This is a genomic window from Mycobacterium sp. PDNC021 (genome assembly GCF_048282635.1).
Taxonomy (GTDB): domain Bacteria; phylum Actinomycetota; class Actinomycetes; order Mycobacteriales; family Mycobacteriaceae; genus Mycobacterium; species Mycobacterium llatzerense.
Genome location: NZ_CP182502.1, coordinates 3,920,231 through 3,942,818 on the forward strand (window position 1 = coordinate 3,920,231; position 22,588 = coordinate 3,942,818).

General features: G+C 67.8%; 21 protein-coding genes. 9 read left to right on the plus strand and 12 right to left on the minus strand.

What is annotated here, in order from left to right; translation table 11 throughout:
• Positions 1-38: 38 nt before the first annotated feature.
• On the plus strand, positions 39-1,001 hold the full coding sequence (locus ACNO8X_RS18665; protein ID WP_418002205.1) for a YihY/virulence factor BrkB family protein: 963 nt from the start codon (positions 39-41) through the stop codon (positions 999-1,001).
• Positions 1,002-1,011: 10 nt separating this feature from the next.
• Here ACNO8X_RS18665 and ACNO8X_RS18670 read toward each other — a convergent pair whose 3' ends face one another.
• A complete protein-coding gene (locus ACNO8X_RS18670; protein ID WP_029105322.1) occupies positions 1,012-1,248 on the minus strand; it encodes a DUF3039 domain-containing protein in 237 nt (78 codons plus the stop codon).
• 50 nt (positions 1,249-1,298) lie between these two features.
• Here ACNO8X_RS18670 and ACNO8X_RS18675 point away from each other — a divergent pair, with 50 nt between their 5' ends.
• From ACNO8X_RS18675 to ACNO8X_RS18685, 3 genes are all read left to right on the plus strand, one after another.
• Complete coding sequence (locus tag ACNO8X_RS18675; RefSeq protein WP_071285291.1) at positions 1,299-1,694, plus strand: DUF3099 domain-containing protein; 396 nt, start codon at positions 1,299-1,301, stop codon at positions 1,692-1,694.
• A 168-nt stretch (positions 1,695-1,862) separates the two neighbouring features.
• Positions 1,863-2,822, plus strand: a complete 960-nt coding sequence (locus tag ACNO8X_RS18680) for a sigma-70 family RNA polymerase sigma factor (RefSeq protein WP_043393846.1) — start codon at positions 1,863-1,865, stop codon at positions 2,820-2,822.
• A 188-nt stretch (positions 2,823-3,010) separates the two neighbouring features.
• The gene (locus ACNO8X_RS18685) at positions 3,011-3,700 is read left to right on the plus strand and encodes a metal-dependent transcriptional regulator (RefSeq protein ID WP_260939393.1); all 690 of its coding nucleotides are present in this window, start codon (positions 3,011-3,013) and stop codon (positions 3,698-3,700) included.
• A gap of 38 nt (positions 3,701-3,738) precedes the next feature.
• Here the strand turns inward: ACNO8X_RS18685 and ACNO8X_RS18690 are convergent, their stop codons facing one another.
• The gene (locus ACNO8X_RS18690) at positions 3,739-4,803 is read right to left on the minus strand and encodes a DUF4192 domain-containing protein (RefSeq protein WP_418002206.1); all 1,065 of its coding nucleotides are present in this window, start codon (positions 4,801-4,803) and stop codon (positions 3,739-3,741) included.
• Positions 4,804-4,974: 171 nt separating this feature from the next.
• On the opposite strand from ACNO8X_RS18690, the gene sthA reads away from it, so the two are divergent.
• The gene (gene sthA / locus ACNO8X_RS18695) at positions 4,975-6,390 is read left to right on the plus strand and encodes a Si-specific NAD(P)(+) transhydrogenase (RefSeq protein WP_043394046.1); all 1,416 of its coding nucleotides are present in this window, start codon (positions 4,975-4,977) and stop codon (positions 6,388-6,390) included.
• On the opposite strand, the gene ACNO8X_RS18700 is transcribed toward sthA, so the two are convergent.
• On the minus strand, positions 6,387-7,187 hold the full coding sequence (locus tag ACNO8X_RS18700) for a trypsin-like serine peptidase (RefSeq protein ID WP_418002207.1): 801 nt from the start codon (positions 7,185-7,187) through the stop codon (positions 6,387-6,389). The two genes, sthA and ACNO8X_RS18700, sit on opposite strands and share 4 nt — an antisense overlap.
• 244 nt (positions 7,188-7,431) lie before the next feature.
• Between ACNO8X_RS18700 and ACNO8X_RS18705 the strand changes: the two genes are divergently transcribed.
• Positions 7,432-8,373, plus strand: a complete 942-nt coding sequence (locus ACNO8X_RS18705) for a proteasome assembly chaperone family protein (RefSeq protein WP_043986289.1) — start codon at positions 7,432-7,434, stop codon at positions 8,371-8,373.
• A gap of 45 nt (positions 8,374-8,418) precedes the next feature.
• A complete protein-coding gene (locus ACNO8X_RS18710; protein WP_418002208.1) occupies positions 8,419-9,441 on the plus strand; it encodes an alpha/beta fold hydrolase in 1,023 nt (340 codons plus the stop codon).
• Positions 9,442-9,447: 6 nt separating this feature from the next.
• Here the strand turns inward: ACNO8X_RS18710 and nrdR are convergent, their stop codons facing one another.
• Both nrdR and ACNO8X_RS18720 read right to left on the minus strand, forming a co-directional pair.
• Complete coding sequence (nrdR, locus tag ACNO8X_RS18715; RefSeq protein WP_043393836.1) at positions 9,448-9,912, minus strand: transcriptional regulator NrdR; 465 nt, start codon at positions 9,910-9,912, stop codon at positions 9,448-9,450.
• 111 nt (positions 9,913-10,023) lie between these two features.
• Positions 10,024-10,497, minus strand: coding sequence for a LysM peptidoglycan-binding domain-containing protein (locus ACNO8X_RS18720; protein ID WP_418002209.1), 474 nt, complete (start codon positions 10,495-10,497; stop codon positions 10,024-10,026).
• A 251-nt stretch (positions 10,498-10,748) separates the two neighbouring features.
• Here ACNO8X_RS18720 and lexA point away from each other — a divergent pair, with 251 nt between their 5' ends.
• Positions 10,749-11,438, plus strand: a complete 690-nt coding sequence (gene lexA / locus ACNO8X_RS18725) for a transcriptional repressor LexA (RefSeq protein WP_418002210.1) — start codon at positions 10,749-10,751, stop codon at positions 11,436-11,438.
• Positions 11,439-11,504: 66 nt separating this feature from the next.
• Here lexA and ACNO8X_RS18730 read toward each other — a convergent pair whose 3' ends face one another.
• The 3 genes from ACNO8X_RS18730 to ACNO8X_RS18740 form a co-directional block, all read right to left on the minus strand.
• Entirely contained in the window at positions 11,505-13,733 is a 2,229-nt protein-coding gene (locus ACNO8X_RS18730; RefSeq protein ID WP_418002211.1) for a hypothetical protein, read from the minus strand.
• 174 nt (positions 13,734-13,907) lie between these two features.
• Entirely contained in the window at positions 13,908-15,065 is a 1,158-nt protein-coding gene (locus tag ACNO8X_RS18735; RefSeq protein WP_418002212.1) for an acyl-CoA dehydrogenase family protein, read from the minus strand.
• 167 nt (positions 15,066-15,232) lie between these two features.
• Positions 15,233-16,612 (minus strand): DEAD/DEAH box helicase, encoded by a 1,380-nt coding sequence (locus ACNO8X_RS18740; protein WP_418002213.1) that lies wholly within the window; start codon positions 16,610-16,612, stop codon positions 15,233-15,235.
• 408 nt (positions 16,613-17,020) lie between these two features.
• Between ACNO8X_RS18740 and ACNO8X_RS18745 the strand changes: the two genes are divergently transcribed.
• On the plus strand, positions 17,021-18,634 hold the full coding sequence (locus ACNO8X_RS18745; protein ID WP_418002214.1) for a PE-PPE domain-containing protein: 1,614 nt from the start codon (positions 17,021-17,023) through the stop codon (positions 18,632-18,634).
• Position 18,635: 1 nt separating this feature from the next.
• Here the strand turns inward: ACNO8X_RS18745 and hflX are convergent, their stop codons facing one another.
• From hflX to ACNO8X_RS18765, 4 genes are read right to left on the minus strand one after another with little or no spacing between them, the layout of a single operon-like run.
• Positions 18,636-20,048: a GTPase HflX gene (hflX, locus tag ACNO8X_RS18750; RefSeq protein ID WP_418002215.1), complete on the minus strand. Its 1,413-nt coding sequence runs from the start codon at positions 20,046-20,048 to the stop codon at positions 18,636-18,638.
• 27 nt (positions 20,049-20,075) lie between these two features.
• Positions 20,076-20,966, minus strand: coding sequence for a diaminopimelate epimerase (dapF, locus tag ACNO8X_RS18755; protein WP_418002216.1), 891 nt, complete (start codon positions 20,964-20,966; stop codon positions 20,076-20,078).
• A gap of 4 nt (positions 20,967-20,970) precedes the next feature.
• Complete coding sequence (gene miaA, locus ACNO8X_RS18760) at positions 20,971-21,885, minus strand: tRNA (adenosine(37)-N6)-dimethylallyltransferase MiaA (RefSeq protein WP_418002217.1); 915 nt, start codon at positions 21,883-21,885, stop codon at positions 20,971-20,973.
• Entirely contained in the window at positions 21,882-22,577 is a 696-nt protein-coding gene (locus ACNO8X_RS18765; protein ID WP_418002218.1) for a hypothetical protein, read from the minus strand. Before ACNO8X_RS18765 ends, miaA begins: the two co-directional genes overlap by 4 nt.
• Positions 22,578-22,588: the final 11 nt, after the last annotated feature.

The following is a 22,588-nucleotide window of genomic DNA, read 5'->3' on the forward strand; positions in this document are numbered from 1 at the left end:
GGTCCTGATGGGGTCTCTTCGGTAATGCTGGTCTGGTCATGAACGACCAGACGCCGCCGATCAAGCCGACACGTCATCACGTGTTACGGGTTATCCGACGCGCGCTGGCGAAAAGCTGGGACGACTCGATCTTCTCGGAGTCGGCGCAGGCGGCGTTCTGGTCAGCGCTGTCCCTACCACCCTTGCTGTTGGGCATGTTGGGCAGCTTGGCGTACGTGGCGCCGTTGTTCGGTCCCGAGACGCTGCCGATGATCCAGGAACAGCTGATCGGGACGGCGAAGAACTTCTTCTCGCCGAACGTGATCAACGAGATCATCCAGCCGACCGTCCGCGACATCGCGGTCGGCGCCCGCGGCGAGGTGGTGTCCCTCGGGTTCGTCATCTCGCTGTGGGCGGGCTCGTCGGCGATCTCGGCATTCGTCGACGCGGTTGTCGAGGCCCACGACCAGACGCCGCTGCGCCATCCGGTGCGGCAGCGGTTCTATGCCCTCGGGCTGTATCTGGTGATGCTGCTGTTCGTGATCGCGACCGCCCCGGTGGTTGCCATCGGGCCGATGAAAATCGCCCAGCACATCCCCGAGACCTGGTCCAACGCAATGAAGTACGGCTACTGGCCGGTGCTGCTGCTGGGCATCGTGCTGGCCGTGACGGTGCTCTACCGGGTGTCGCTGCCCAAACCCCTGCCGACCCATCGGCTGCTGTTCGGCGCGGTGCTGGCCACCGTGGTCTTCGTGGTGGCGACGGTGGGACTGCGGTTCTATCTGACCTGGATCACCGAGACCGGCTACACCTACGGCGCGCTGGCGACGCCCATCGCGTTCCTGCTGTTCGCGTTCGCGCTGGGCTTCGCGATCATGCTGGGCGCCGAACTCAACGCCTCGATCGAAGAGGAGTGGCCGGCGCCGGACACCCATGCCCGGCGCCTGCGCGAATGGCTCGAGGAGAAGGCCGAGACCCTCACCAACGACCAGCCTGTAGAGCAGGCTGATCCGCCGGCCTGACCGGCTACGGCTATTTCTTCATCTGTTCGTAGATGCGCTTGCAATCCGGGCACACCGGCGAACCCGGCTTGGGTGACTTGGTCACCGGGAACACCTCGCCGCACAGCGCGACGACATGGGTGCCCATGACGGCGCTCTCGGCGATCTTGTCCTTCTTGACGTAGTGGAAGTGCTTAGGTCGGTCGTCGTCCGTACCGTCGTCGACCTGTTCATCGGAATCGGTACGTTCGAGGGTGTCGGTCTGCATGGATTCATTGTGGCACTTCAGGCGAACCGGTCGCGGCGGCACCGAGCCAGATGTGGGACAGTAGAAGGATGAAACACGGCCCTGAGCTGAGTTTCGACGACGACGGTCGGCCGGTCCTCATCACTCGCGCAGCACCCGCCTACGAGGAGCAGCACCGCGCACGCGTCCGCCGCTATCTCACCATCATGTCGTTCCGCGTGCCGGCGCTGTTGCTGGCCGCCTGGGCCTACAGCATCTGGCACAACGGCCTGATCTCGCTGGCCATCCTCATCGCGTCCGTCCCCCTGCCCTGGATCGCGGTGCTCATCGCCAATGACCGGCCGCCGCGCAGTGCCCAGGAGCCGCGCCGCTACGACGCCGCCCGGCGGGCACCCATGTTCCCGACCGCTGAGCGCCCCGCCATCGAGGACCGGCACCCGGTCATCGACGGCGATATCGAGCCCTGACGCATACCTGAGTTTCCTTCTTTCCCCTTTCTAAGGACATTCTCAGGTCGAAGCGGAAAAACCGCAGGTCAGAGGCCATGAGCGGAGACGGCCTCGGGAACTTCTCCTACCGCTTCGGCGTTGAAGCAAGTGACAGTTCGAGAGCTGAGCACGAGCAGGAGGCCGCAAATGGCAAAAGCCACCACACGCCGTATCGATTCCGACCTTGACGCCCAGAGTCCCGCCGCGGACCTGGTGCGCGTGTACCTGAACGGCATCGGTAAGACCGCTCTGCTCAACGCCGAGGACGAGGTGGAACTGGCCAAGCGCATCGAGGCAGGCCTCTACGCAGCCCACCTGCTGGAGACCAAGAAGCGACTCGGCGACAACCGCAAGCGTGATCTGGCGGTCATCGTCCGCGACGGCGAGGCCGCGCGCCGCCACCTGCTCGAAGCCAACCTGCGCCTCGTGGTCTCGCTGGCCAAGCGCTACACCGGCCGCGGCATGCCGCTGCTGGACCTGATCCAGGAAGGCAACCTCGGCCTGATCCGGGCGATGGAGAAGTTCGACTACGCCAAGGGCTTCAAGTTCTCGACGTACGCCACCTGGTGGATTCGCCAGGCGATCACCCGCGGCATGGCCGACCAGAGCCGGACCATCCGGCTCCCCGTCCACCTGGTCGAGCAGGTCAACAAGCTCGCGCGGATCAAGCGTGAGATGCACCAGAACCTGGGCCGCGAGGCCACCGACGAGGAACTGGCCGAAGAGTCCGGTATCCCCGTCGAGAAGATCAACGACCTGCTGGAGCACAGCCGCGATCCGGTGAGCCTGGACATGCCGGTCGGCACCGACGAGGAAGCGCCGCTCGGCGACTTCATCGAGGACTCGGAAGCGATGTCGGCCGAGAACGCCGTCATCTCCGAGCTGCTGCACACCGACATCCGGCACGTGCTCGCCACCTTGGACGAGCGCGAGCAGCAGGTGATCCGGCTGCGGTTCGGCCTGGACGACGGCCAGCCCCGCACCCTCGATCAGATCGGCAAGCTGTTCGGCCTGTCCCGTGAGCGGGTCCGGCAGATCGAGCGCGAAGTCATGTCGAAGCTACGCAACGGTGAGCGCGCCGAGCGGCTGCGGGCCTACGCCAGCTGATCGGACCACACCCACAACTGCACACCCCCTGGTGCCCGCCGGATAACCCGGCGGGCACCGTTTTTGGTGGCCGGTCCGCCCGCTGCCGGTCGCCGCAGGAATCACACGGTCGGTCGGCCGTGGTGGATGCCTGTTGACCCGGCCAAACCGGTAAGCTGAGCACCGGCGGAGGCCCTGGAGGATTTGGCATGAACGATCTGATCGATACCACCGAGATGTACCTGCGGACGATCTACGACCTCGAAGAAGAGGGCGTGGTGCCGCTGCGTGCGCGCATTGCCGAACGACTCGAGCAGAGCGGCCCCACCGTCAGCCAGACGGTGTCGCGGATGGAGCGCGACGGGCTGCTGCACGTCGCCGGTGATCGCCACCTGGAACTTACCGACAAGGGCCGCTCGCTGGCGGTGTCGGTGATGCGCAAGCACCGGCTTGCCGAGCGGCTGCTGGTCGACGTCATCGGCCTGCCTTGGGAGGAAGTCCACGCCGAGGCATGCCGCTGGGAGCACGTCATGAGCGAGGACGTCGAACGCCGCCTGGTTCAGGTGCTCGACAACCCGACCACCTCCCCGTTCGGTAACCCGATCCCGGGTCTTGCCGAGCTCGGCGTCATCCCGTCCGGCGACACCGACGTCAGCCTGGTCCGGCTCACCGAGCTGCCCACCGGATTCCCGGTCGCGGTGCGGGTGCGCCAGCTGACCGAACACGTCCAGGGTGACATCGAACTGATCGCCCGGCTGAAAGATGCCGGCGTCGTGCCGAACGCGCGTGTCACGGTGCAGGCCACCGAGCACGGCAGCGTCATGATCGTCATCCCCGGACACGAGCAGGTCGAATTGCCGCACCACATGGCCCACGCCGTCCGGGTCGAGAAGGTCTGAGGACCGACTCCCCCGTCGCTTCGCTCGCCGCGAGCGGCTCACGCCGATCTGCCGAAGATGCTGCGCGGCGGCATCTGCACGCCGAGGCGCTCCGCCAGTTTGTACCCCGTGAGCGCGAGTTCACGGATGCGGTCCGGGCGCATGCCGGCCTGTAGCGCCGAGTCGAGCATGCCGGCCATCCGGTGCGCGCTGTCGACCTCCAGTGCCGCCTGCAGTGCCACCCCGGCGAGCGGTCCGTCACCGCGGGCATAGGCACTGAACGCCAGCAACACCAGAGCCTCCACCCGCCACGGTGCGGGCAGGGTGCGGGTGAGCGACGCCCACACCGACTCCGCCGCGGCGGCGTGCTCGCCGACCGCCAGCGCGTACAGCGTGTCCCGCACCCGCGAGTCCGCCACCGCACAGGCCAAGCGCACCGCGTCGTCGTCGGGCAATGGCGTCCCCTCCGGCGAACCAGTAGCGCAGGCCACCGCATGCTCGACGTCGGCGCGCACCTCGGCATCGGGGCGGCCGTGGTAATCGACTGCGGCAGCCCGCTTTTCGATCACCGGCCGCAACGCCTCAGCACGCCGTGCATCGGTGACGGCGACGACCTCGACGAGGTCCGCGCGCCGGGCATAGAGGCGCCGGCCGTCGAGCACCGCGGCCATGGTGACCGGCGACGACTCGGGATCCTCGACGACGCCGGCGTTCCCGCAACCGTCGGCGCAGTGCCATCGGCCGCCGGCCGCCACGCGGTCGACCACGTGCACCGCGAACAGCTCGATACCGTGATCGGACAACGCTTCGCCGAGTTCGTGGCTCACGTCGCGGTACAGGTCCGCGCACATCGGGCAGTCGACGCTCTGTTCATCGACGATCACCGCGATGGCAGCGTCGGCGTCCGCCGCGGCGGCCATGTCGGACAGATGTCCGAGGGCATCGGGCAGCGCGCTGAAGAATCCTTCGGACAGGTCCACGCGCAGGACCGCACCCATCTCACCACCGATGATGGTGACGAGCACCAGCGACTTCTCCGGCGCAAACCCCAGGACGGCGGGCACCGCCGCGATCAGGGCGCCGGGCCGGTTCAGTTGGAAATCGAATGAGCTGAAAGTTGTCATGCCCAGAAGGTCGCAGGGCGGGCCGTCAGGAATCGCCGGTCGATGCGACCGGGCGGACGGGTCTGTGGATGAACTCGGATCTGTGGATAACCGGCGCCGACCGAGGTGTTTCCGCAAAGTTCGCCGACGATCGGGCTGCGTGATCGCCCGCACCGTGCCAACCTGGCTGTCATGGGTTCCACGCAGGAGTTCGACCTCGTCGTCATCGGATCCGGCCCCGGTGGGCAGAAGGCCGCCATCGCCGCCGCCAAGCTGGGAAAATCCGTCGCAGTGATCGAGCGCGGGCGCATGCTCGGCGGGGTCTGCGTGAATACCGGGACCATCCCGTCCAAGACGCTGCGCGAGGCAGTCGTCTATCTGACCGGGATGAGCCAGCGCGAACTGTACGGGTCCAGTTACCGCGTGAAGGAGCGGATCACCCCCGCCGATCTGCTGCGCCGGACCACCCACGTCATCGGCCGGGAACAAGACGTGGTCCGCAACCAGCTGCTGCGCAACGGGGTCGAGCTGTTCGAAGGCCACGGCCGATTCCTCGATGCGCACACCCTGGTCATCGAGGACCCCAGCCGCGACGAGAACGTCACCATCACTGCGCGATACGTCGTCATCGCGACCGGCACCAAGCCCGTACGCCCGGCCGGGGTGAAGTTCGACGAAGAGCGTGTCCTGGACTCCGACGGAATCCTGGACCTCAAGAGCCTGCCGCAGTCGATGGTGGTGGTCGGCGCCGGAGTCATCGGCATCGAGTACGCGTCCATGTTCGCCGCGCTCGGCACCAAGGTCACCGTGATCGAGAAGCGTCCGACGATGCTGGACTTCTGCGATTCCGAGATCATCGAGTCCCTCAAGTTCCACCTGCGCGACCTTGCCGTGACGTTCCGGTTCGGCGAAGAGGTGACCGCGGTGGACGTGGGTCCCGCAGGTACCTTGACCACGCTCGCCAGCGGGAAGCAGATCCCGGCCGAGACAGTGATGTACTCAGCCGGCCGGCAGGGGCAGACCGAGCACCTCGACGTCGAACAGGCCGGCCTCGAGATCGACAGCCGCGGACGGATTTTCGTCGACGACAACTACCAGACCAAGGTCGACCACATCTACGCCGTCGGTGACGTCATCGGCTTCCCCGCGCTGGCCGCGACCTCGATGGACCAGGGCCGGCTGGCGGCCTACCACGCCTTCGGCGAACCGTGTAAGGGCATGACCGAGCTGCAGCCGATCGGCATCTACTCCATTCCCGAGGTGTCATACGTCGGCGCCACCGAGGTCGATCTCACCGACGGCTCGGTCCCCTACGAAGTCGGGGTGTCGCGCTACCGGGAACTGGCCCGCGGGCAGATCGCCGGCGACTCGTACGGGATGCTCAAACTGCTGGTGTCGACCGAGGACCTCACCCTGCTCGGCGTGCACATCTTCGGTTCCAACGCCACCGAACTGGTCCACATCGGCCAGGCCGTGATGGGCTGCGGCGGCACCGTGGAGTACCTGGTCGACGCCGTCTTCAACTACCCGACCTTCTCCGAGGCCTACAAGGTCGCGGCCCTCGACGTGATGAACAAGCTGCGGGCACTGAATCAGTTCAAGACCTAGGTGCTGCAGCCGTCGTCGGGGGCGCCGGTGGCCCGGTCTGCGGGGCCAGCCTCCTGGGCACGCTGATACAGCACCTGGACCTGCACGTCGAACGGCGACGAGTACGACAGCTCGTTGCCGCTGCAGCCACCGCCCTGCAGGCCGCCGACCACTCCCCTGATCTCTGCCGCCGACACCCACGGCGAGCCGCTCGTGCCGTCCACCAACCCGGGGCAGCGCACCGCCGGAAACCCGCGGTCCGGACGCGACGTCGGCCCGCTGCAACTGACCTGCGCGCCGCCGTCACCGAGCGGGTATCCCGTCACCGTGATCGGAACGTCCGGCCCCGGCGCCGCGCCGAGCACGAAGCCGCCGCCGGCGGCATGTTCCAGCGTGTCGGTCGTGGCCGCGCCGCCGCGGCTGACCCGGGCGATCGCGAAGTCCGCGGCCGGGTCCTGGTGGCGGACCCATCGCGGGTCGAGGTACACCGCGTCGATGTGCCAGAAGTCCCCGGGGACGCCGCTGCGGTAACCGGGCGCGAACGTCGCGTCGAACGACGCATCCAGGCAGTGTGCTGCGGTGATGATCAGATTCCCGGCCAGCGAATCGAGCACCGCGCCGCTACAGGTGTGCACCGAATCGCTCCCCAGAAACACCGCACCGACGCGCGGGTCCGGGCGTGGCCCTGGGACAGCGGCCGAACCCGCGGTGACCGCACCGACGTCACCGGTACGGGGGTCGGCCTTGATCGTGGGTGGGCTGCACGCAGTGGCCAGCAGCGCGACGAATGCGCTCACGACCAGCCGGGTGCCCAACATCTGACCGATCTTGCCCGATACCAACTGTCAGAGCAGCACCTGGTGCACCATGGCGAACTGCGGGGCGGCACCGGGAACAACGCGAGAATGCGCGACACTTGTAAGGAGACACATCCAGCGCGGTGTGGCACGCAGTACGGCAAGGAGTGTGAAGGTGAGCGAGCACGACGGGAACGCGCCCGACGCGGGCGGCCAGCGGCCCGACGACCGCCAGGGCCAGCAGTACCAGCCCGAGCAGAGCGGCATGTACGAGCTGGAGTTTCCCGCACCCCAGTTGTCCGCCGCCGACGGCCGCGGACCGGTGATGGTGCACGCCCTCGAAGGCTTCTCCGACGCTGGCCACGCCATCCGGCTGGCCGCCGAGCACCTGAAGAACACGCTCGACACCGAGCTGGTCGCCTCGTTCGCCATCGACGAACTGCTCGACTACCGCTCGCGCCGCCCGCTGATGACGTTCACCACCGATCACTTCACCAAGTACGACGACCCCGAGCTGAACCTGTACGCGCTGCACGACACGGCCGGGACGCCGTTCCTACTGCTTGCCGGCATGGAACCGGATCTGCGCTGGGAGCGTTTCATCACGGCGGTGCGGCTGCTGTCCGAACGGCTCGGTGTCCGCCAGGTCATCGGGCTGGGCGCCATCCCGATGGCGGTCCCGCACACCCGGCCCGTCACGATGACCGCTCATGCCGGCAACAAGGAGCTCATCGCCGACCACACGCCATGGGTGGGCGAGGTCCAGGTTCCGGCCAGTGTGTCGAACCTGTTGGAGTACAGGATGATTCAGCACGGCCATGAGGCTGTGGGCTTCACCGTGCATGTGCCGCACTACCTGGCGCAGACCGCGTATCCGCCGGCCGCCGAGGCCCTGCTGGGTGAGGTGTCCCGGATCGCGTCGCTGCAGATTCCGCTGCACGCGCTGTCGGAGGCGGGCGCCGAGGTGTACACGAAGATCAGCGAGCAGGTGGAGGCCAGCTCAGAAGTCGCTCAAGTGGTCAGTGCACTGGAACAACAGTACGATTCGTTCGTCGCTGCTCAGGAGAATCGGTCGTTGCTGGCACGTGACGAGGAACTACCCAGCGGCGACGAGCTCGGCGCCCAGTTCGAACAGTTCCTCGCCGAACAGTCCGGTGACGGTTTCACCGATCCCCGCCCAGGCGACGACGGCACCGCCGGCGACTGACCCACGCGGTCGGCCTCGCCGACACGATGGGAAGGAGCTGGGACGATGCCCGACGGAAAGCCCACCCTGCATTCTGTGCGTGATGTGACACCCCGCCTGGAATTCCGCACCATCCACGGCTACCGACGGGCATTTCGGGTGGCGGGCTCCGGCCCGGCGATCCTGCTGATCCACGGCATCGGCGACAACTCCACCACGTGGGAAACCGTCCAGAAACGCTTGGCCCAGCGGTTCACCGTCATCGCCCCGGATCTGCTGGGACACGGCCAGTCGGACAAACCGCGCGCCGACTACTCGGTGGCGGCGTACGCCAACGGCATGCGGGACCTGCTCAGCGTGCTGGACATCGAACGGGTGACGGTCATCGGGCATTCGCTGGGCGGCGGCGTGGCCATGCAGTTCGCCTACCAATTCCCGCAACTGATCGATCGTCTGGTGCTGGTGGGTGCCGGCGGTGTCACCCGCGACGTGAACATCGCACTGCGCGTCGCGTCGATGCCGTTGGGTACCGAGGCCCTGGCGCTGTTGCGACTTCCGTTGGTGCTACCCGCGCTTCAACTCGCCGGGCGTCTCGGCGGCGCACTGCTCGGGTCGACCGGATTGGGTCACGATCTACCGAACATGCTGCGGATTCTCAACGACCTGCCCGAACCCAGGGCCTCATCGGCCTTCGGCCGGACCCTGCGTGCGGTGGTCGACTGGCGCGGCCAGGTCGTCACGATGTTGGACCGATGTTATTTGACCGAAGCCATTCCGGTGCAATTGGTTTGGGGCACACACGACGCTGTCATCCCGGCCGCCCACGGAGAACTGGCGCATGCCGCGATGCCGGGTTCCCGGCTGGAGTTCTTCGACAACTCGGGACATTTCCCATTTCATGACGACCCCGATCGATTCGTGGAGCTCGTCGAGAATTTCATCGACACGACCGCACCGTCGGTCTACGACCGCGATGCCCTGCGCGGCCTGCTGCAGGCCGGCGTCACGACAAAGACGATGGACGCCTCGTTCGACATGAAAGCCGCGGTGTTCGACGCGCTGGAGACCGACGAACGCAGCGCGACCTAGCTGCCGTCAGCCCGGCGACGTCACGCCGCGGTGTGCGCGCAGCGCCTCGATCTCGCGCTCGAAGTCCTCGGCGGACGAGAACGAGCGGTACACCGAAGCGAACCGTAGATAGGCGACCTCATCGAGGTCACGCAGAGGACCGAGGATCGCCAATCCGACCTCGTGGCTCGGCACTTCGGGAGACCCGGTGGCCCGCACCGCATCTTCGACCTTCTGCGCCAATTGGTTCAGGGCATCGTCGTCGACCTGCCGACCCTGGCAGGCGCGCCGTACACCCTTGATCACCTTGTCCCGGCTGAACGGCTCGGTGACGCCGCTTCGTTTGACCACCGCGACCACGGCGGTCTCGACGGTGGTGAACCGGCGACCGCATTCCGGGCACGACCGGCGACGCCGAATCGCCTGCCCTTCATCAGCTTCCCGTGAATCGACCACACGCGAGTTCGGATGCCGGCAGAACGGACAGTGCATCACCGCTCCTTCGCCGCACCGACAATCGACCGTTTCGAACGGTCTCGAGCCTACCCGTGCCGCTCGGGCGCGGCCGGGCGCCGTGCCGATCAGGGTGCGCACGGGCTGACCTCAGCCGACCGGGGCGATCAGCGTCTGCCCGGCGTCCAGGGCGACCGACGGCAGCTTGTTCAGTTCTTTGATGCGGTCGACGACGGCGCTGACGGGGGCGTCGGGAGCCACCCGCCGGGCGACCTGCTGAATCGACTCACCGGTCTGTACCCGGACCACGGCGAGCTGCGCGGGCACCGATGCCGTCGATGCGGTCGGCTGGACGGCCTCCCCGAACTGCGCCACCAGGCCCAGCCACACCGTGATCCCCGCCGCGACCAGGGCCAGCATCACCGTGGTCAACGGGGTGATCGGGTTGCGCCGATGCGAGGCGCGGGAGGTCAGCACACCGGTACCCCGGTGCCGGAATGCCGCACCCGAGGGACGGGCACCGGCCGGCCGCAGCCGGGCCTGCCGGTGCCGATTCACATCTGCGCGCCGAGGCACGGCACGGACGACGACGTCGGTCGGGTATTCGCGGGTGATGGTGGTCATGTCGGTTCCTCTCGGGAGTTCGTACATAGGTTCGATAGCTCGTATGTTCGACTATATCGCCCAAACGTTCGAACGGTAGAACATGTGATCGAACTGTTGCGAACGATACGACGACCCACCGACAAGTTGCGTTCGGCGACTTCGACGCCGCTTTCACCACGTCACGACCAGATCTCGGGCGCGACACGCCGACCAACCCGATCTCGAACACATGTTTGATGAATCGTGTGCACTCGGCTAGATTCGTCCCTATGAGCGACAGCACCGAAACCCCGGACGCCCACCCAGGCGGACGGTCCAGCAGCCTCACCGAACGTCAACGGACCATCCTCGACGTCATCCGTACGTCGGTGACCACGCGCGGCTACCCGCCCAGCATCCGGGAAATCGGCGACGCCGTCGGCCTGACCTCCACTTCCTCGGTGGCTCACCAACTGCGCACGCTGGAGAAGAAGGGCTATCTCCGCCGCGACCCGAACCGCCCGCGCGCCGTGGATGTCCGGGGCACCGACGAGACCAACGGCGCCACCGTCACCACCGATGTCGCCGGTTCGGATGCGCTACCCGAACCGACCTTCGTCCCGGTGCTCGGCCGGATCGCGGCCGGCGGCCCGATCCTCGCCGAAGAAGCCGTCGAAGACGTCTTCCCGCTGCCCCGTGAACTCGTGGGCGAAGGCTCGTTGTTCCTGCTGAAGGTGGTTGGCGAGTCCATGATCGATGCCGCGATCTGCGATGGCGACTGGGTCGTAGTGCGGCAGCAGAACGTGGCCGACAACGGCGACATCGTGGCGGCGATGATCGACGGCGAAGCCACCGTGAAAACCTTCAAGCGCACCAAGGGCCAGGTGTGGCTGATGCCGCACAACCCGGCGTTCGATCCGATCCCGGGCAACGACGCGGTCGTCCTCGGCAAGGTCGTGACCGTCATCCGCAAGATCTGACGCCTGTCAGACCGACAGCTGAGCCCCGCTGCAGTCGCTCGCAGCGGGGCTCAGCCGTCGGTACCGTCAGCCTCGGACGAATCCGTTGGTGACCGCGAATTCCTCACTGGCGAACCAGATTTCGACGTCGGCCTCGTCGTATCCGGGAGCGCCCGGCACCCAGTACAGGCCTGACTTGGTGTTGGCCTTGATGTCATAACCTTCGGGCGGCTGTGCACCGGTCGCGACGCGGAACGACATCTGCGCGGTCTCGGGCTCTTCCGCCCCCAGGGCATGGTGCCTGCCACTGGCCGGACCGGCCGCCGCGGCGTCCTCCGCAGGCGTGTCGTCGGTAGGCGTGTCGTCCGCAGACGGCTCGGCCGACGGTTCCTCTGCCGGGACGTCGGCCGGCTCAGGTTCGAGGACCTGTTCCGCGGGCTCGGGCTCGTCGGCTTGCGCTTCGGCAGCCGGCGCAGCCCACACGCGGTCGCCGGGGTTCCGAGGCCGAAGGCCCGCGAAGCCCGCCAGCCCGGCCGCAGTCAGGCCCGCCGCCGCGCCACCACGACGCAATGCGTCCGGAAGCTGCACCGAAACCGTCGGCTCGTCGGCGCCGTGTTCCTCAGGCTCCGCCACCTCGTCGACCTCGTCAGCCGGGACCTCTTCGGCGACCTCTGCCTCTTCTGCCGCGGTCTCGGGCTCGCCCCCGGACACCTCGTCCGCGGGCTGCTCAGCCGTGAAATCGGGGTACACCGTCGGCGCGGTGTCGATGACATCCGGGTTGCTCTGGAAGGCCGGGCCGCCGTGCGGATTGTCGAACTGCTGATCCTCGGCCGCGAATTCGTCGCCGTACTCCCCCTCGTCGGCCGGGGCGTACTCGCTGTCGACGCCGCCGTCCGCGTACTGCGGGTCGCCGTACTCCCCGTCGCCGAAGTCGTGGTCGTCGTAGTCGTACGCGTCCTGGTCGTCGAAGGCTTCCTGACCGGCGCGACGCCGACGCCGCAGCAGCGTTGCGATGACGATGCCGACCACCACCAGCAACAGCGGGATGATCGCCAGCAGCCACCACCAGTGGAACTGGTACCACTTGCCGGACTCGTCGGACTGCGCGCTCACGCCGCCCGGCACGTCGGCACTGGGCACCTGCAGACCGCTCAACTGAGACGCCAGCTCCGCCGGTTCGGTGCTGAACGACCGGCTGGACTTGTTCCACGAGATCGAGCCGCCCGTGAACTTCTGGCTGACGACGTCGCCGCTGACAGTTTGGTCGGCGGTCGGCGCGCCGAGCTTGCCGGTGGCACCGCCCAGCTTGTCCCACGCGGCGTTCACCGCGCCGCGCACGACGAACGCGCCGTGGTCGGGCGTCCAGAAGATCGTCGGGTTGTCCGCGGCGGCGAACGTCGCAATCCGGCTCTTCGGCGACACGCCGCCGTCGGTCTCGTTGCTCGCCGGGAATCCGAGGTCGCCCTGCGGCCCACCGGCCGCGCGGTACTTGGCCAGCACGTCGCCGGTGACCGCGTGGGCACCGGTGGCCGGCGAATAGAAGATGGTGCCGCCGGCGAAGTTCTGCGCCACCCCGTCGCCGACCTTGTACTGGGCACCCTGCTCATCGCCGAGGGGACCCTGCGGCCCGCCGGCCGCCCGGCGCGCCGCGGCGATGGCCGAGGTCGCATCACCCGGCACATCCACTCCGGTCAGCTGGCCTGCCAGGTCAGCGGGCGTGGTGGTGAATGCCTTGGTCTTGGCGTTCCAATTCACCTCACCGCCGGTGAAGGGCTGCGAGACGACATCGCCCTTCCAGGACTCGTCGGCGGTGGGCACGCCGAGGGTGCCCGCCGATCCGCCGAGCTTGTCCCAGGCGACGTTGATCGCACCGCGAACCACCCAGGCGCCGTTGTCGGGCGTCCAGAAGATGACCGGCTTGTCGGCCGCGCTGAACGTGCTGTTCCGGCTGTCGGTGGCCTTCCCCGCGCCCTCGTCGATGGTCGGGAAGCCGAGATCGCTGTCCGCGGCGCCGCCGAGCGCCTGATACTTGTCGAGAATTGCGCCGTAAATCAGATGGGCGCCGGTGCCCTCGGTGAAATAGATCTTTCCGCCCGCGAAGTTCTGCGCATAGCCTGCGCCGACCTGGTAGACGTCACCGTCTTTGGCGCCCAGCTCACCTGTGTCACCGCCCGCGGCGTCCCACGTGTGGGATATCGCCGTGTCTGCGGCGTCGCTTTCCGGTGTCGCGATCGCCGTCGGAGCCATGAGCAATGCCACCGCGACGGAAAGGGCCCCGACACCAGCCCATCCGCCACGGGTTCGCAGCCCGGTCATCGAATTCCTCCCGCGGTTGGCAAAACTCCGGATACAAATTCCGTCAGACAAACTCTCGTGATCGAGAGATTCTGTCAACTTTGCTTCAGTTCATGCCCATCGTGCGGGATATCCGGCGTTATCTGCCTAGTGTGTCGCGGTTCGATATGCGAATAAATTCGCATCGGCAATTCGCTAAACGCCCAATCCGCGGCCGATGATCTCCTTCATGATCTCGGTGGTGCCGCCGTAGATGGTCTGGATCCGCGAGTCCAGGAATGCCCGCGCAATGGGATATTCACGCATATAGCCGTAGCCGCCGTGCAGCTGCAGACACCGGTCGACCAGGCGGACCTGCGCCTCCGTCGAATACCATTTGGCCATCGCCGCCTGGTCGATTGTGAGCTTTCGATCGAGATGCAGGCGAATGAACTCGTCGACCATGATTCGCACCGCAGTGGCCTCGGTCGCCAGTTCGGCCAACACGAATCGACTGTTCTGGAAGCTGCCGATCGGCTTGCCGAACGCTTTACGCTCCTTGGCGTATTGCAATGTCGATTCCAGCACGGCCTCCATGGCGGCGGCCGCCATCACCGCGATGGAAATGCGCTCCTGAGGCAGGTTCTGCATCAGATAGACGAATCCCATGCCCTCCACCCCGAGCAGGTTCTCGGCCGGAACTCTGACATCGGTGAACGACAATTCCGCGGTGTCCTGCGCGTCGAGGCCGATCTTGTCGAGATGACGGCCACGTTCGAAACCCGCCATGTCCCGCTCGACCATCAGCAGGCTGAAGCCCTGCGCACCCTTGTCGGGGTCGGTGCAGGCCACCACGATCACGAGATCGGCGTGAATGCCGTTGGTGATGAACGTCTTCGAGCCGTTGAGCACGTAGTGATCGCCGTCTTTGACCGCGCGGGTCTTGATGCCCTGCAGGTCACTGCCGGTGCCCGGCTCGGTCATGGCAATGGCACAGATCAGTTCGCCGGTGCAGAATCCGGGCAACCAGCGCTGCTTCTGCTCCTCGTTGGCCAACTCCAGCAGGTACGGCGCGATGACGTCGTTCTGCAGCGTGAAACCCAGACCGCTGTGCCGTCCCGCCGCGGTTTCCTCGCTGACGATGACGTTGTAGCGGAAGTCCGGGTTGCCACCGCCGCCGTACTCCTCCGGCACTGCCATGCCGAGAAAGCCCTGCTTACCGGCCTCGCGCCAGACCTCGCGGTCGACGATCTTGGCCTTCTCCCATTCCTCGCGGTAGGGCTCGGCGTGCCGGTCCAAGAACGCGCGGTACGACTCCCGGAACAGTTCGTGCTCGGGTTCGAACAACGTGCGGTCGTACTTGATGACACCCATGCGAGACCTCCGGTACCGGATAAGTTTGACAACAACTTATCCCAACCGGGCGGTTGGTTGTGAGGGAGACCATACCCGGCGCGCCGCCGGGTATGGCTGGGTACGGCCAGGCTGAACGGCCGCACTCCTCAGCGCGGCTCGTACCTCGCCGCTTGATCGTCGTACGGCTATCGGGACTGCGACCGTCCCGACTGCGAACGACCCGACTGCGACCGTCCCGACTGGGTACGACCTGACTGCGACTGGGCGCGCCCGGGGGCCTGCAGACCGCCCGAGCTGCGGCGGCGACGCTGCGTCTGACCCGCGGTCGCGGTCTTGGCCGGGCGGTTGCCGCCTCGGGGTGCGGGAGCTTCCTTGGGTGCCGGCGCGCGGTACGGCGCGATCTCGCCGACCAGGGCTTGCACCGGCGCCGAATCGGCCACGACTTCCTGCGGCCGGGCCGTGATGCCGGCCTTGCGCAGCAGCTGCTGGGCGTCCTTGCGCTGCTCCGGCAGGACGACGGTGACGACGTCACCGGCGCTGCCGGCGCGGGCGGTACGTCCCGAGCGGTGCAGGTAGGCCTTGTGTTCGGCCGGCGGGTCGACGTGGACCACGAGCTCGACCTCGTCGACGTGCACGCCGCGGGCCGCGATGTCGGTGGCGACGAGCACCCGCGCCTCTCCGGCGCTGAACGCTGCGAGGTTGCGGTCACGCGCCGGCTGGGACAGGTTGCCGTGCAGGTCGACCGACGGCACACCGGCCTCGGTGAGCTGCCGGGCCAGCTTGCGGGCCTGGTGCTTGGTGCGCATGAACAGGATGCGCCGGCCGGTGCCGGACGCCAGCCGCTGCACCAGAGCGTTCTTCTCTGCGGCACCCGAGACGTGGAACACGTGGTGGGTCATGGCCGGCGGCGGCGCGTCGATCTCGTCGACCGAGTGGGTGATCGGGTTGGACAGGAAGCGACGCACCAGCTTGTCGACGCCGTTGTCCAGGGTCGCGGAGAACAGCATGCGCTGCCCGCCCGACGGGGTCGCCGCCAGAATGCGGGTGACGCCGGGCAGGAAGCCCAGGTCGGCCATGTGGTCGGCCTCGTCCAGGACGGTGACCTGGACGGCGTCCAAGGTGACCAGCTTCTGCTTCATGAGATCTTCGAGGCGGCCCGGGCACGCGATGACGATGTCCACGCCGCCGCGCAACGCGTCGACCTGGCGGTTCTGCGAGACGCCACCGAAGATGGTGGTCACCTTCAGCCCGAAGGCGCTAGCCAGCGGCTCGACAGTCGCGGCGATCTGGGAGGCCAGCTCGCGGGTCGGGGCCAGCACCAGACCGGTGGGACGCGACGGACGCCGCGAGACGCCGCTCAGCCGGGACACCAGCGGAATGGAGAAGGCCAGGGTCTTGCCACTGCCCGTACGGCCGCGGCCGAGGACGTCCCGGCCGGCCAAAGTGTCGGGCAGGGTGCTGACCTGGATCGGGAACGGCGCGGCGATGCCGCGGCCGGCGAGGGAGGCGACGAGCGCCTCGGGGACGCCGAGTTCAGCGAACGACGACGATTGTTCTTCAGACATGGATAAAGACAGCCTTTCCGGCACGGTAGGTCGACAATGCCGGCGGCAGTATCGGTCGCCGCGAGAAATGCTGGTGCAGAGGGAACTGAAGGCTCTCAGCCGTTCCACGACGTGATCAGCGGGCGTGTCCTGCATGGATGCGCAGCTGATGTTGGTCAAAGCTTAGTGCCGAACAGGGCGGATCGCTGACCACCGCACCCCATTCGGCCATCCCAGGATCGAAAGACCTTGCCCCGCAAGAGGTATCGCGATGGTGTGATTTCACCCACCACCATCGGGGCACCGAGCAGGCAAAAATCGACACACCCGACAAATTTTCGGCAAACGCCGGGTACCGGTCCGGTCGCAGTGCGACGATGCGAAACAGGAGCCGATTATCGGGGTCGGCGACGTCGAAAGGGGGCGAGGATGCGCGCTTTCGGACGCACCATCCCCGCAGCGCTGGCCGTGATGCTGACGGTGCTGAGCACGGTTCTGCTGGGCGTGGTGTCGATGGTGACGGCCGCGTTCACGCTCGCCGCGACCGCGCTGATCGTCCCGGGCACCGGCACACCCAACGCCAACATCGTGGCGGGCTACAAAGAGAACGCGGACAACTACTACATCGCGCCGTTCAACCCGTTGTGCACACAGCCGAGCTGCACGCTGACCGGCATCGACTACCCGGCCCAGTTCTGGCCGATTCCGTTGCCCGGCTGGGGTGGCCTGTCCGGCGCCAAATGGAACGTATCGACTGGTGAGGGCATCGCCAACCTGGACGCCGCCCTGACCGCCGCGTTGCCCACCGCGACGCCGGCAAACCCCGTCATCATCTTCGGCTACTCGCAGGGCGGCAACATCGTCAGCCGCGAGAAGGCCACCCTGGGCGGCCTGACCCAGGCCCAGAAGGACGCGCTGTCGTTCGTCATGATCGGCAACACCAACAGGCCCAACGGCGGGCTGTTCGAGCGGCTGGCCTTCCTCGGCACGGTGCCGATCCTCGATGCGACGTTCGGCCTGCCCGCACCCACCAATACCGGCATCAAGACCACCGACATCGCGTTCGAGTACGACGGCGTCTCCGACTTCCCGCTGTACCCGATCAACCTGCTCGCCGACCTCAACGCCATCGCCGGATTCTGGTACACCCACGGCACCTACCTGGCGCCGAACGCCAACAGCGACGTCGGCGAGATTCCCGACCTCGAATACACGCCCGCCGAGCTGAACGCGGCCCTCACCGACCCGAAGAACCAGACCGTGTACGGCGACACCACCTACATCACCATCCCGACCAAGACCCTGCCGATCGTCCGGCCGTTCCTGGAATTCGGGGGCTTCACCCACACCAGCTTCATCATCAAGCCGATCGTCGACCTGGTCGCCCCGGTGCTGCGGGTACTCATCGACACCGGCTACGACCGCAGCCTGAGCCCCGGCGTCCCGGCGCCGTTCCGGTTGATCCCGCTGATCAACCCGATCACGCTGACGGTGGACCTGATCAACGCGGCGGGCGAGGGCGTCAAGGCCGCGGTCAGCGACATCACCGGCGGCAAGGTGCAGTTGCCGATCGCCGCGACGCCCGTGCCGGCCCCGGCGACGGTCGCGGCCCGGAACGTGTCGAGCACGCCGAAGGCGGTGTCCGCCACCCCGACCGCTGACGCCAAGCTCTCGCCCATCACGACCCCGAAGCTGTCGACGACGGACACGACGGATCCGAAGGGCACCGACGCCAAGGACGCCGATACCAAGACTCCGGATGTCAAGACACCCGACACCAAGACGCCCGACACCAAGACCCCGGACACCAAGGTCACCGACCCGAAGACCACCGACACCACCGACCCGAGGCAGGACCCGAAGCCCGGCACCGACTCGACCACCAAGGGTGGCCCGGCCAAGGACGGTCAGACCACTGCGACCGACAAGGCCAAGAAGCCGAAGAAGGGCAACAAGGCCCAGACCCCCAAGGCGCCCAAGCCCGCGAAGCCGGCCGCCGAGAAGGCCGAGAAGGCCGAGAAGCCGGCGAAGGCTGCCGCCTGACTCAGACGGTGACGAACTCGCCGAGGCTGGCGGCCAGCGCCATCGGCACCCAGCCTTTGATCCGGGTGCCGTCGGCGGTGTGCTCGGTGGCCTCGACGCGGCCTTCGGCGTGCACGCGAGCCACGAGGTCGCCCCGGTCGTAGGGAATGGTCACGTCGACGGCGGCATCGGTTGGCTCGACCAGTTCGCACATGCGCAGCCGCAACCGGTCCAGACCGTCACCGGTGTGGGCCGAGACGAACACCGCATCCGGCAGGGCCCGCCGAAGGTGGGCCAGCGCCAGATCGCCGGCGGCGTCGATCTTGTTGACCACCAACAACTCTCGCGGTGCCGCGACGTCGTATTCAGCCACCACCTCGCCCACGACCTTGCGCACCGCGTTGATCTGCGCCAGCGGATCGGCGTCGGCGCCGTCGACGACGTGCACCAGCAGATCGGCGTCGACGACCTCCTCCAGCGTCGAGCGGAACGCCTCGACCAGCTGGGTCGGCAGGTGCCGCACGAACCCGACGGTGTCGGTCAGGGTGAAGGGCCGGCCGTCGTCCAACTGGCCACGGCGCGTGGTGGGTTCGAGGGTAGCGAACAGGGCGTTCTGCACCAGCACCCCGGCGCCGGTGAGCGCGTTGAGCAGGCTGGATTTGCCGGCGTTGGTGTAGCCGACGATCGCGACCGACGGAGTGTCGCTGGCCCGGCGGCTGTGCCTCTGGGTGTCGCGAATCTTCTTCATGTCCTTGATCTCGCGGCGCAGCTTCGACATGCGCTCGCGGATCCGTCGCCGGTCGGTCTCGATCTTGGTTTCACCCGGGCCACGGGTACCCACACCGCCGCCGGCACCACCGGCGCGACCACCGGCCTGCCGGGACATCGACTCACCCCAACCACGCAGCCGCGGCAGCATGTACTCCATCTGGGCCAGCGACACCTGAGCCTTGCCCTCGCGGCTGGTGGCGTGCTGGGCGAAGATATCGAGGATCAGCGCGGTGCGGTCGATGACCTTGACCTTCACCACCTTTTCCAGCGAGTTCAGCTGGGCGGGGCTCAGTTCACCGTCGCAGATGACGGTGTCGGCGCCGGTGGCGAGCACGGTCTCGCGCAGCTCCAGGGCCTTCCCGGAGCCGATGTAGGTCGAGGCGTCCGGTTTGTCGCGGCGCTGGATCAGGCCTTCGAGCACCTCGGAGCCTGCTGTCTCGGCGAGGGCGGCCAGCTCGGCCAGGCTGTTGTCGGCGTCGGCCGACGTCCCGTCGGTCCACACGCCGACCAGCACCACGCGTTCGAGGCGCAGCTGGCGGTATTCGACTTCGGAGATGTCGGCCAGTTCGGTCGACAGGCCGGCGACGCGGCGCAGTGCCGCACGATCTTCGAGCGCCAGTTCGCCGACGCTAGGGGTGTTGTCGGGATCAAAAGGATAAGTCATAAGTAGTTATCGATGGTGCCCGCAAAGTCAGCGGGCCGCATCTGAATTTCCTTCATTCTCATGCCACCACTCGGCGGCCAGTTCACCGTGCGCCAACAACACCGACGGCCCGCGCAGGAAACTGGTGCTCTCGGTGATGGTCACGCTGACGTCGCCGCCGGGAATCACCACCCGCAGACTGCCGGTGTCGGCGCCGGTGTGGTTCAGCGCCGCGAGCGTCGCGGCAACGGTTCCGGTTCCACAGGAACGGGTTTCGCCAACCCCGCGCTCATGCACCCGCATCGCCACCAAGCCCTCGACCGGCGCGGTCAGGATCTCGACGTTGACGCCCTCGGGGAACTGCTCGGCGTCGAAGGACACCGGGGCCGCGACATCCAGCGCGTTCAGGCCGGCCACGTTCAGCGACGGGTCGACGCAGGCCAGGTGCGGGTTGCCGACGTCGACGGCCAGGCCGTCGAAGGTGCGTCCGGCGACGACCGCCTTGCCGTGGCCGAACGAACGGGCCTTGCCCATCTCGACGGTGACCTCGGCGTTGACCGCGTCGGCGGCGTGCAGCACCACCGGCCGCGGCCCGGCCAGCGAGCCGACGACGAATTCGTTGCGGTGCTCGAGCCCGGACGCCCGCAGGTAATGCGCGAAAACGCGGACGCCGTTGCCGCACATCTGCGCGATGGAGCCGTCGGCGTTGCGGTAGTCCATGTACCAGTCGTCGGCGGCGACCCCGTCGGGAAGCTGGTCGAACACACCGGCGTTCTGCGCCGCCCCGGCCTTCGTCACGCGCAGCAGGCCGTCGGCCCCCAGTCCGCGGCGCCGGTCACACAGCGCGGCGACGATGGCGGAAGTGATCGGCAGCTGTGCCTCTATGTCGGGCAGGACCACGAAGTCGTTCTGGGTGCCATGCCCTTTGGAAAACCGCACACCCTCAGCGTACGTGGCGCCAGATCCGCGCGACTTCGGCCGCGTTCCCGTCCGCGTCGCCCGCCAGCCAGGTGATGCGGTGATCGCGGCGGAACCAGGACCGCTGCCGGCGGACGTAGCGGCGCGTGCCGATGAACGTCCGCTCCTGCGCCTCGGCCATCGCGGCCTCGTCGCCGCCGGCGTCCAGCGCGGTGAGCACCTGCGCGTAGCCGAGGGCCCGGGCCGCCGTCACCCCATCGCGCAGGCCGCGGGCCTGTAGGGCCACCACCTCGTCGACCAGCCCGGAGGCGAACATCAGGTCGGTGCGGCGCTGCAGCCGGTCGTCGAGAATCTCTGTGTCCCAATCCAATCCGACGATGAGGGTGTCCCAGCGCGGGGTGCCGATCTGCGGCGCCGACGCCGCGAAGGGCCGGCCGGTGATTTCGACGACCTCCAATGCCCGCACGATCCGCCGGCCGTCGGTGTTCAGGATCGACGAGGCGGCGTCGGGATCGACCCGCGCCAACTCGCCGTGCAGGGCCGCGACACCGATCTCGGCCAGCCGGTCCTCCCACCGGGCCCGCACCGTCGGGTCGGTCGCCGGGAACGACCACTCGTCGAGCAGCGACTGGATGTACATCATCGACCCGCCGACGATCACCGGCACGGCGCCGCGCGCGGCGATGGCCTCGATGTCGGCGGCCGCGGCCGCCTGGAAGTTCGCGACGGTCGCGATGTCGGTGACCTCGAGCACGTCGAGTTGGTGATGGACGATGCCGCGCCGCTCGGGCACCGTCAGCTTGGCGGTGCCGATGTCCATGCCCCGATAGAGCTGCATGGCGTCGGCGTTCACGATCTCGCCGCCCAACTGTTCGGCCAGATCCAGCGCCAGGGCCGACTTGCCGGTGCCGGTGGGCCCGACGACCGCGATGGGCCTCACGCGGGCACCCAGGTGCCGACGAAGTAGCCGACGCCGTACGGCGCGCCGCGGTACAGCTCGGTCGCCTTCGGGTCCGCTCCGGCCAACCCCGCGAGCGCCTGATACGCCACCCGGCCCAGCACGCCCGACAGCCCGGCGATCGCGGCCACGTCGCCGGTGGCCAGTGCGTCGTCCCAGTGCGCTTGGCGCGCAACCGAATCGGGGTCGAAGCCGCCGGGTGCCGCGGCGGTCAGGGTGTTCGCGCCATCGGCGACCACCAGCACCCCCACCGGATCGGTCGCGGCGTCCAACTCGTCACGCAGCGCACGGCCGCGCTTCAGCGCCGCCTCCGGCGCCAGGTCGTCGGCGAGCACCCGCACGTCGACCGACGCTTCCGGGCTGACACTCCCCCGCAGCCAGCCGGCGATCAGCGCGCACAACGGCAGTGGCCGCAGCTCGCCGGTCGCGTCGGGCGTGAGCGTCACCCGGACGTCGGCGCCGTATCCGGCGAAGGTACCGACCGCGTCAGCGGGCACGTGAGCGTCCTGCGGACCGGCGCCGATCGCCACCCAACGTGACGGCAGGATCTGCGCGGCAGACCGCACCGCGGCCGTCAGGCCGGCCAGTTCGACGGCGGCGCCGGAGGCCAGCTCAGGCACCAAAACGGGGGCCGACGGAACGATCGCGATATGTGTCAGGCCGGCGCTACGCACGCGTCCACGCT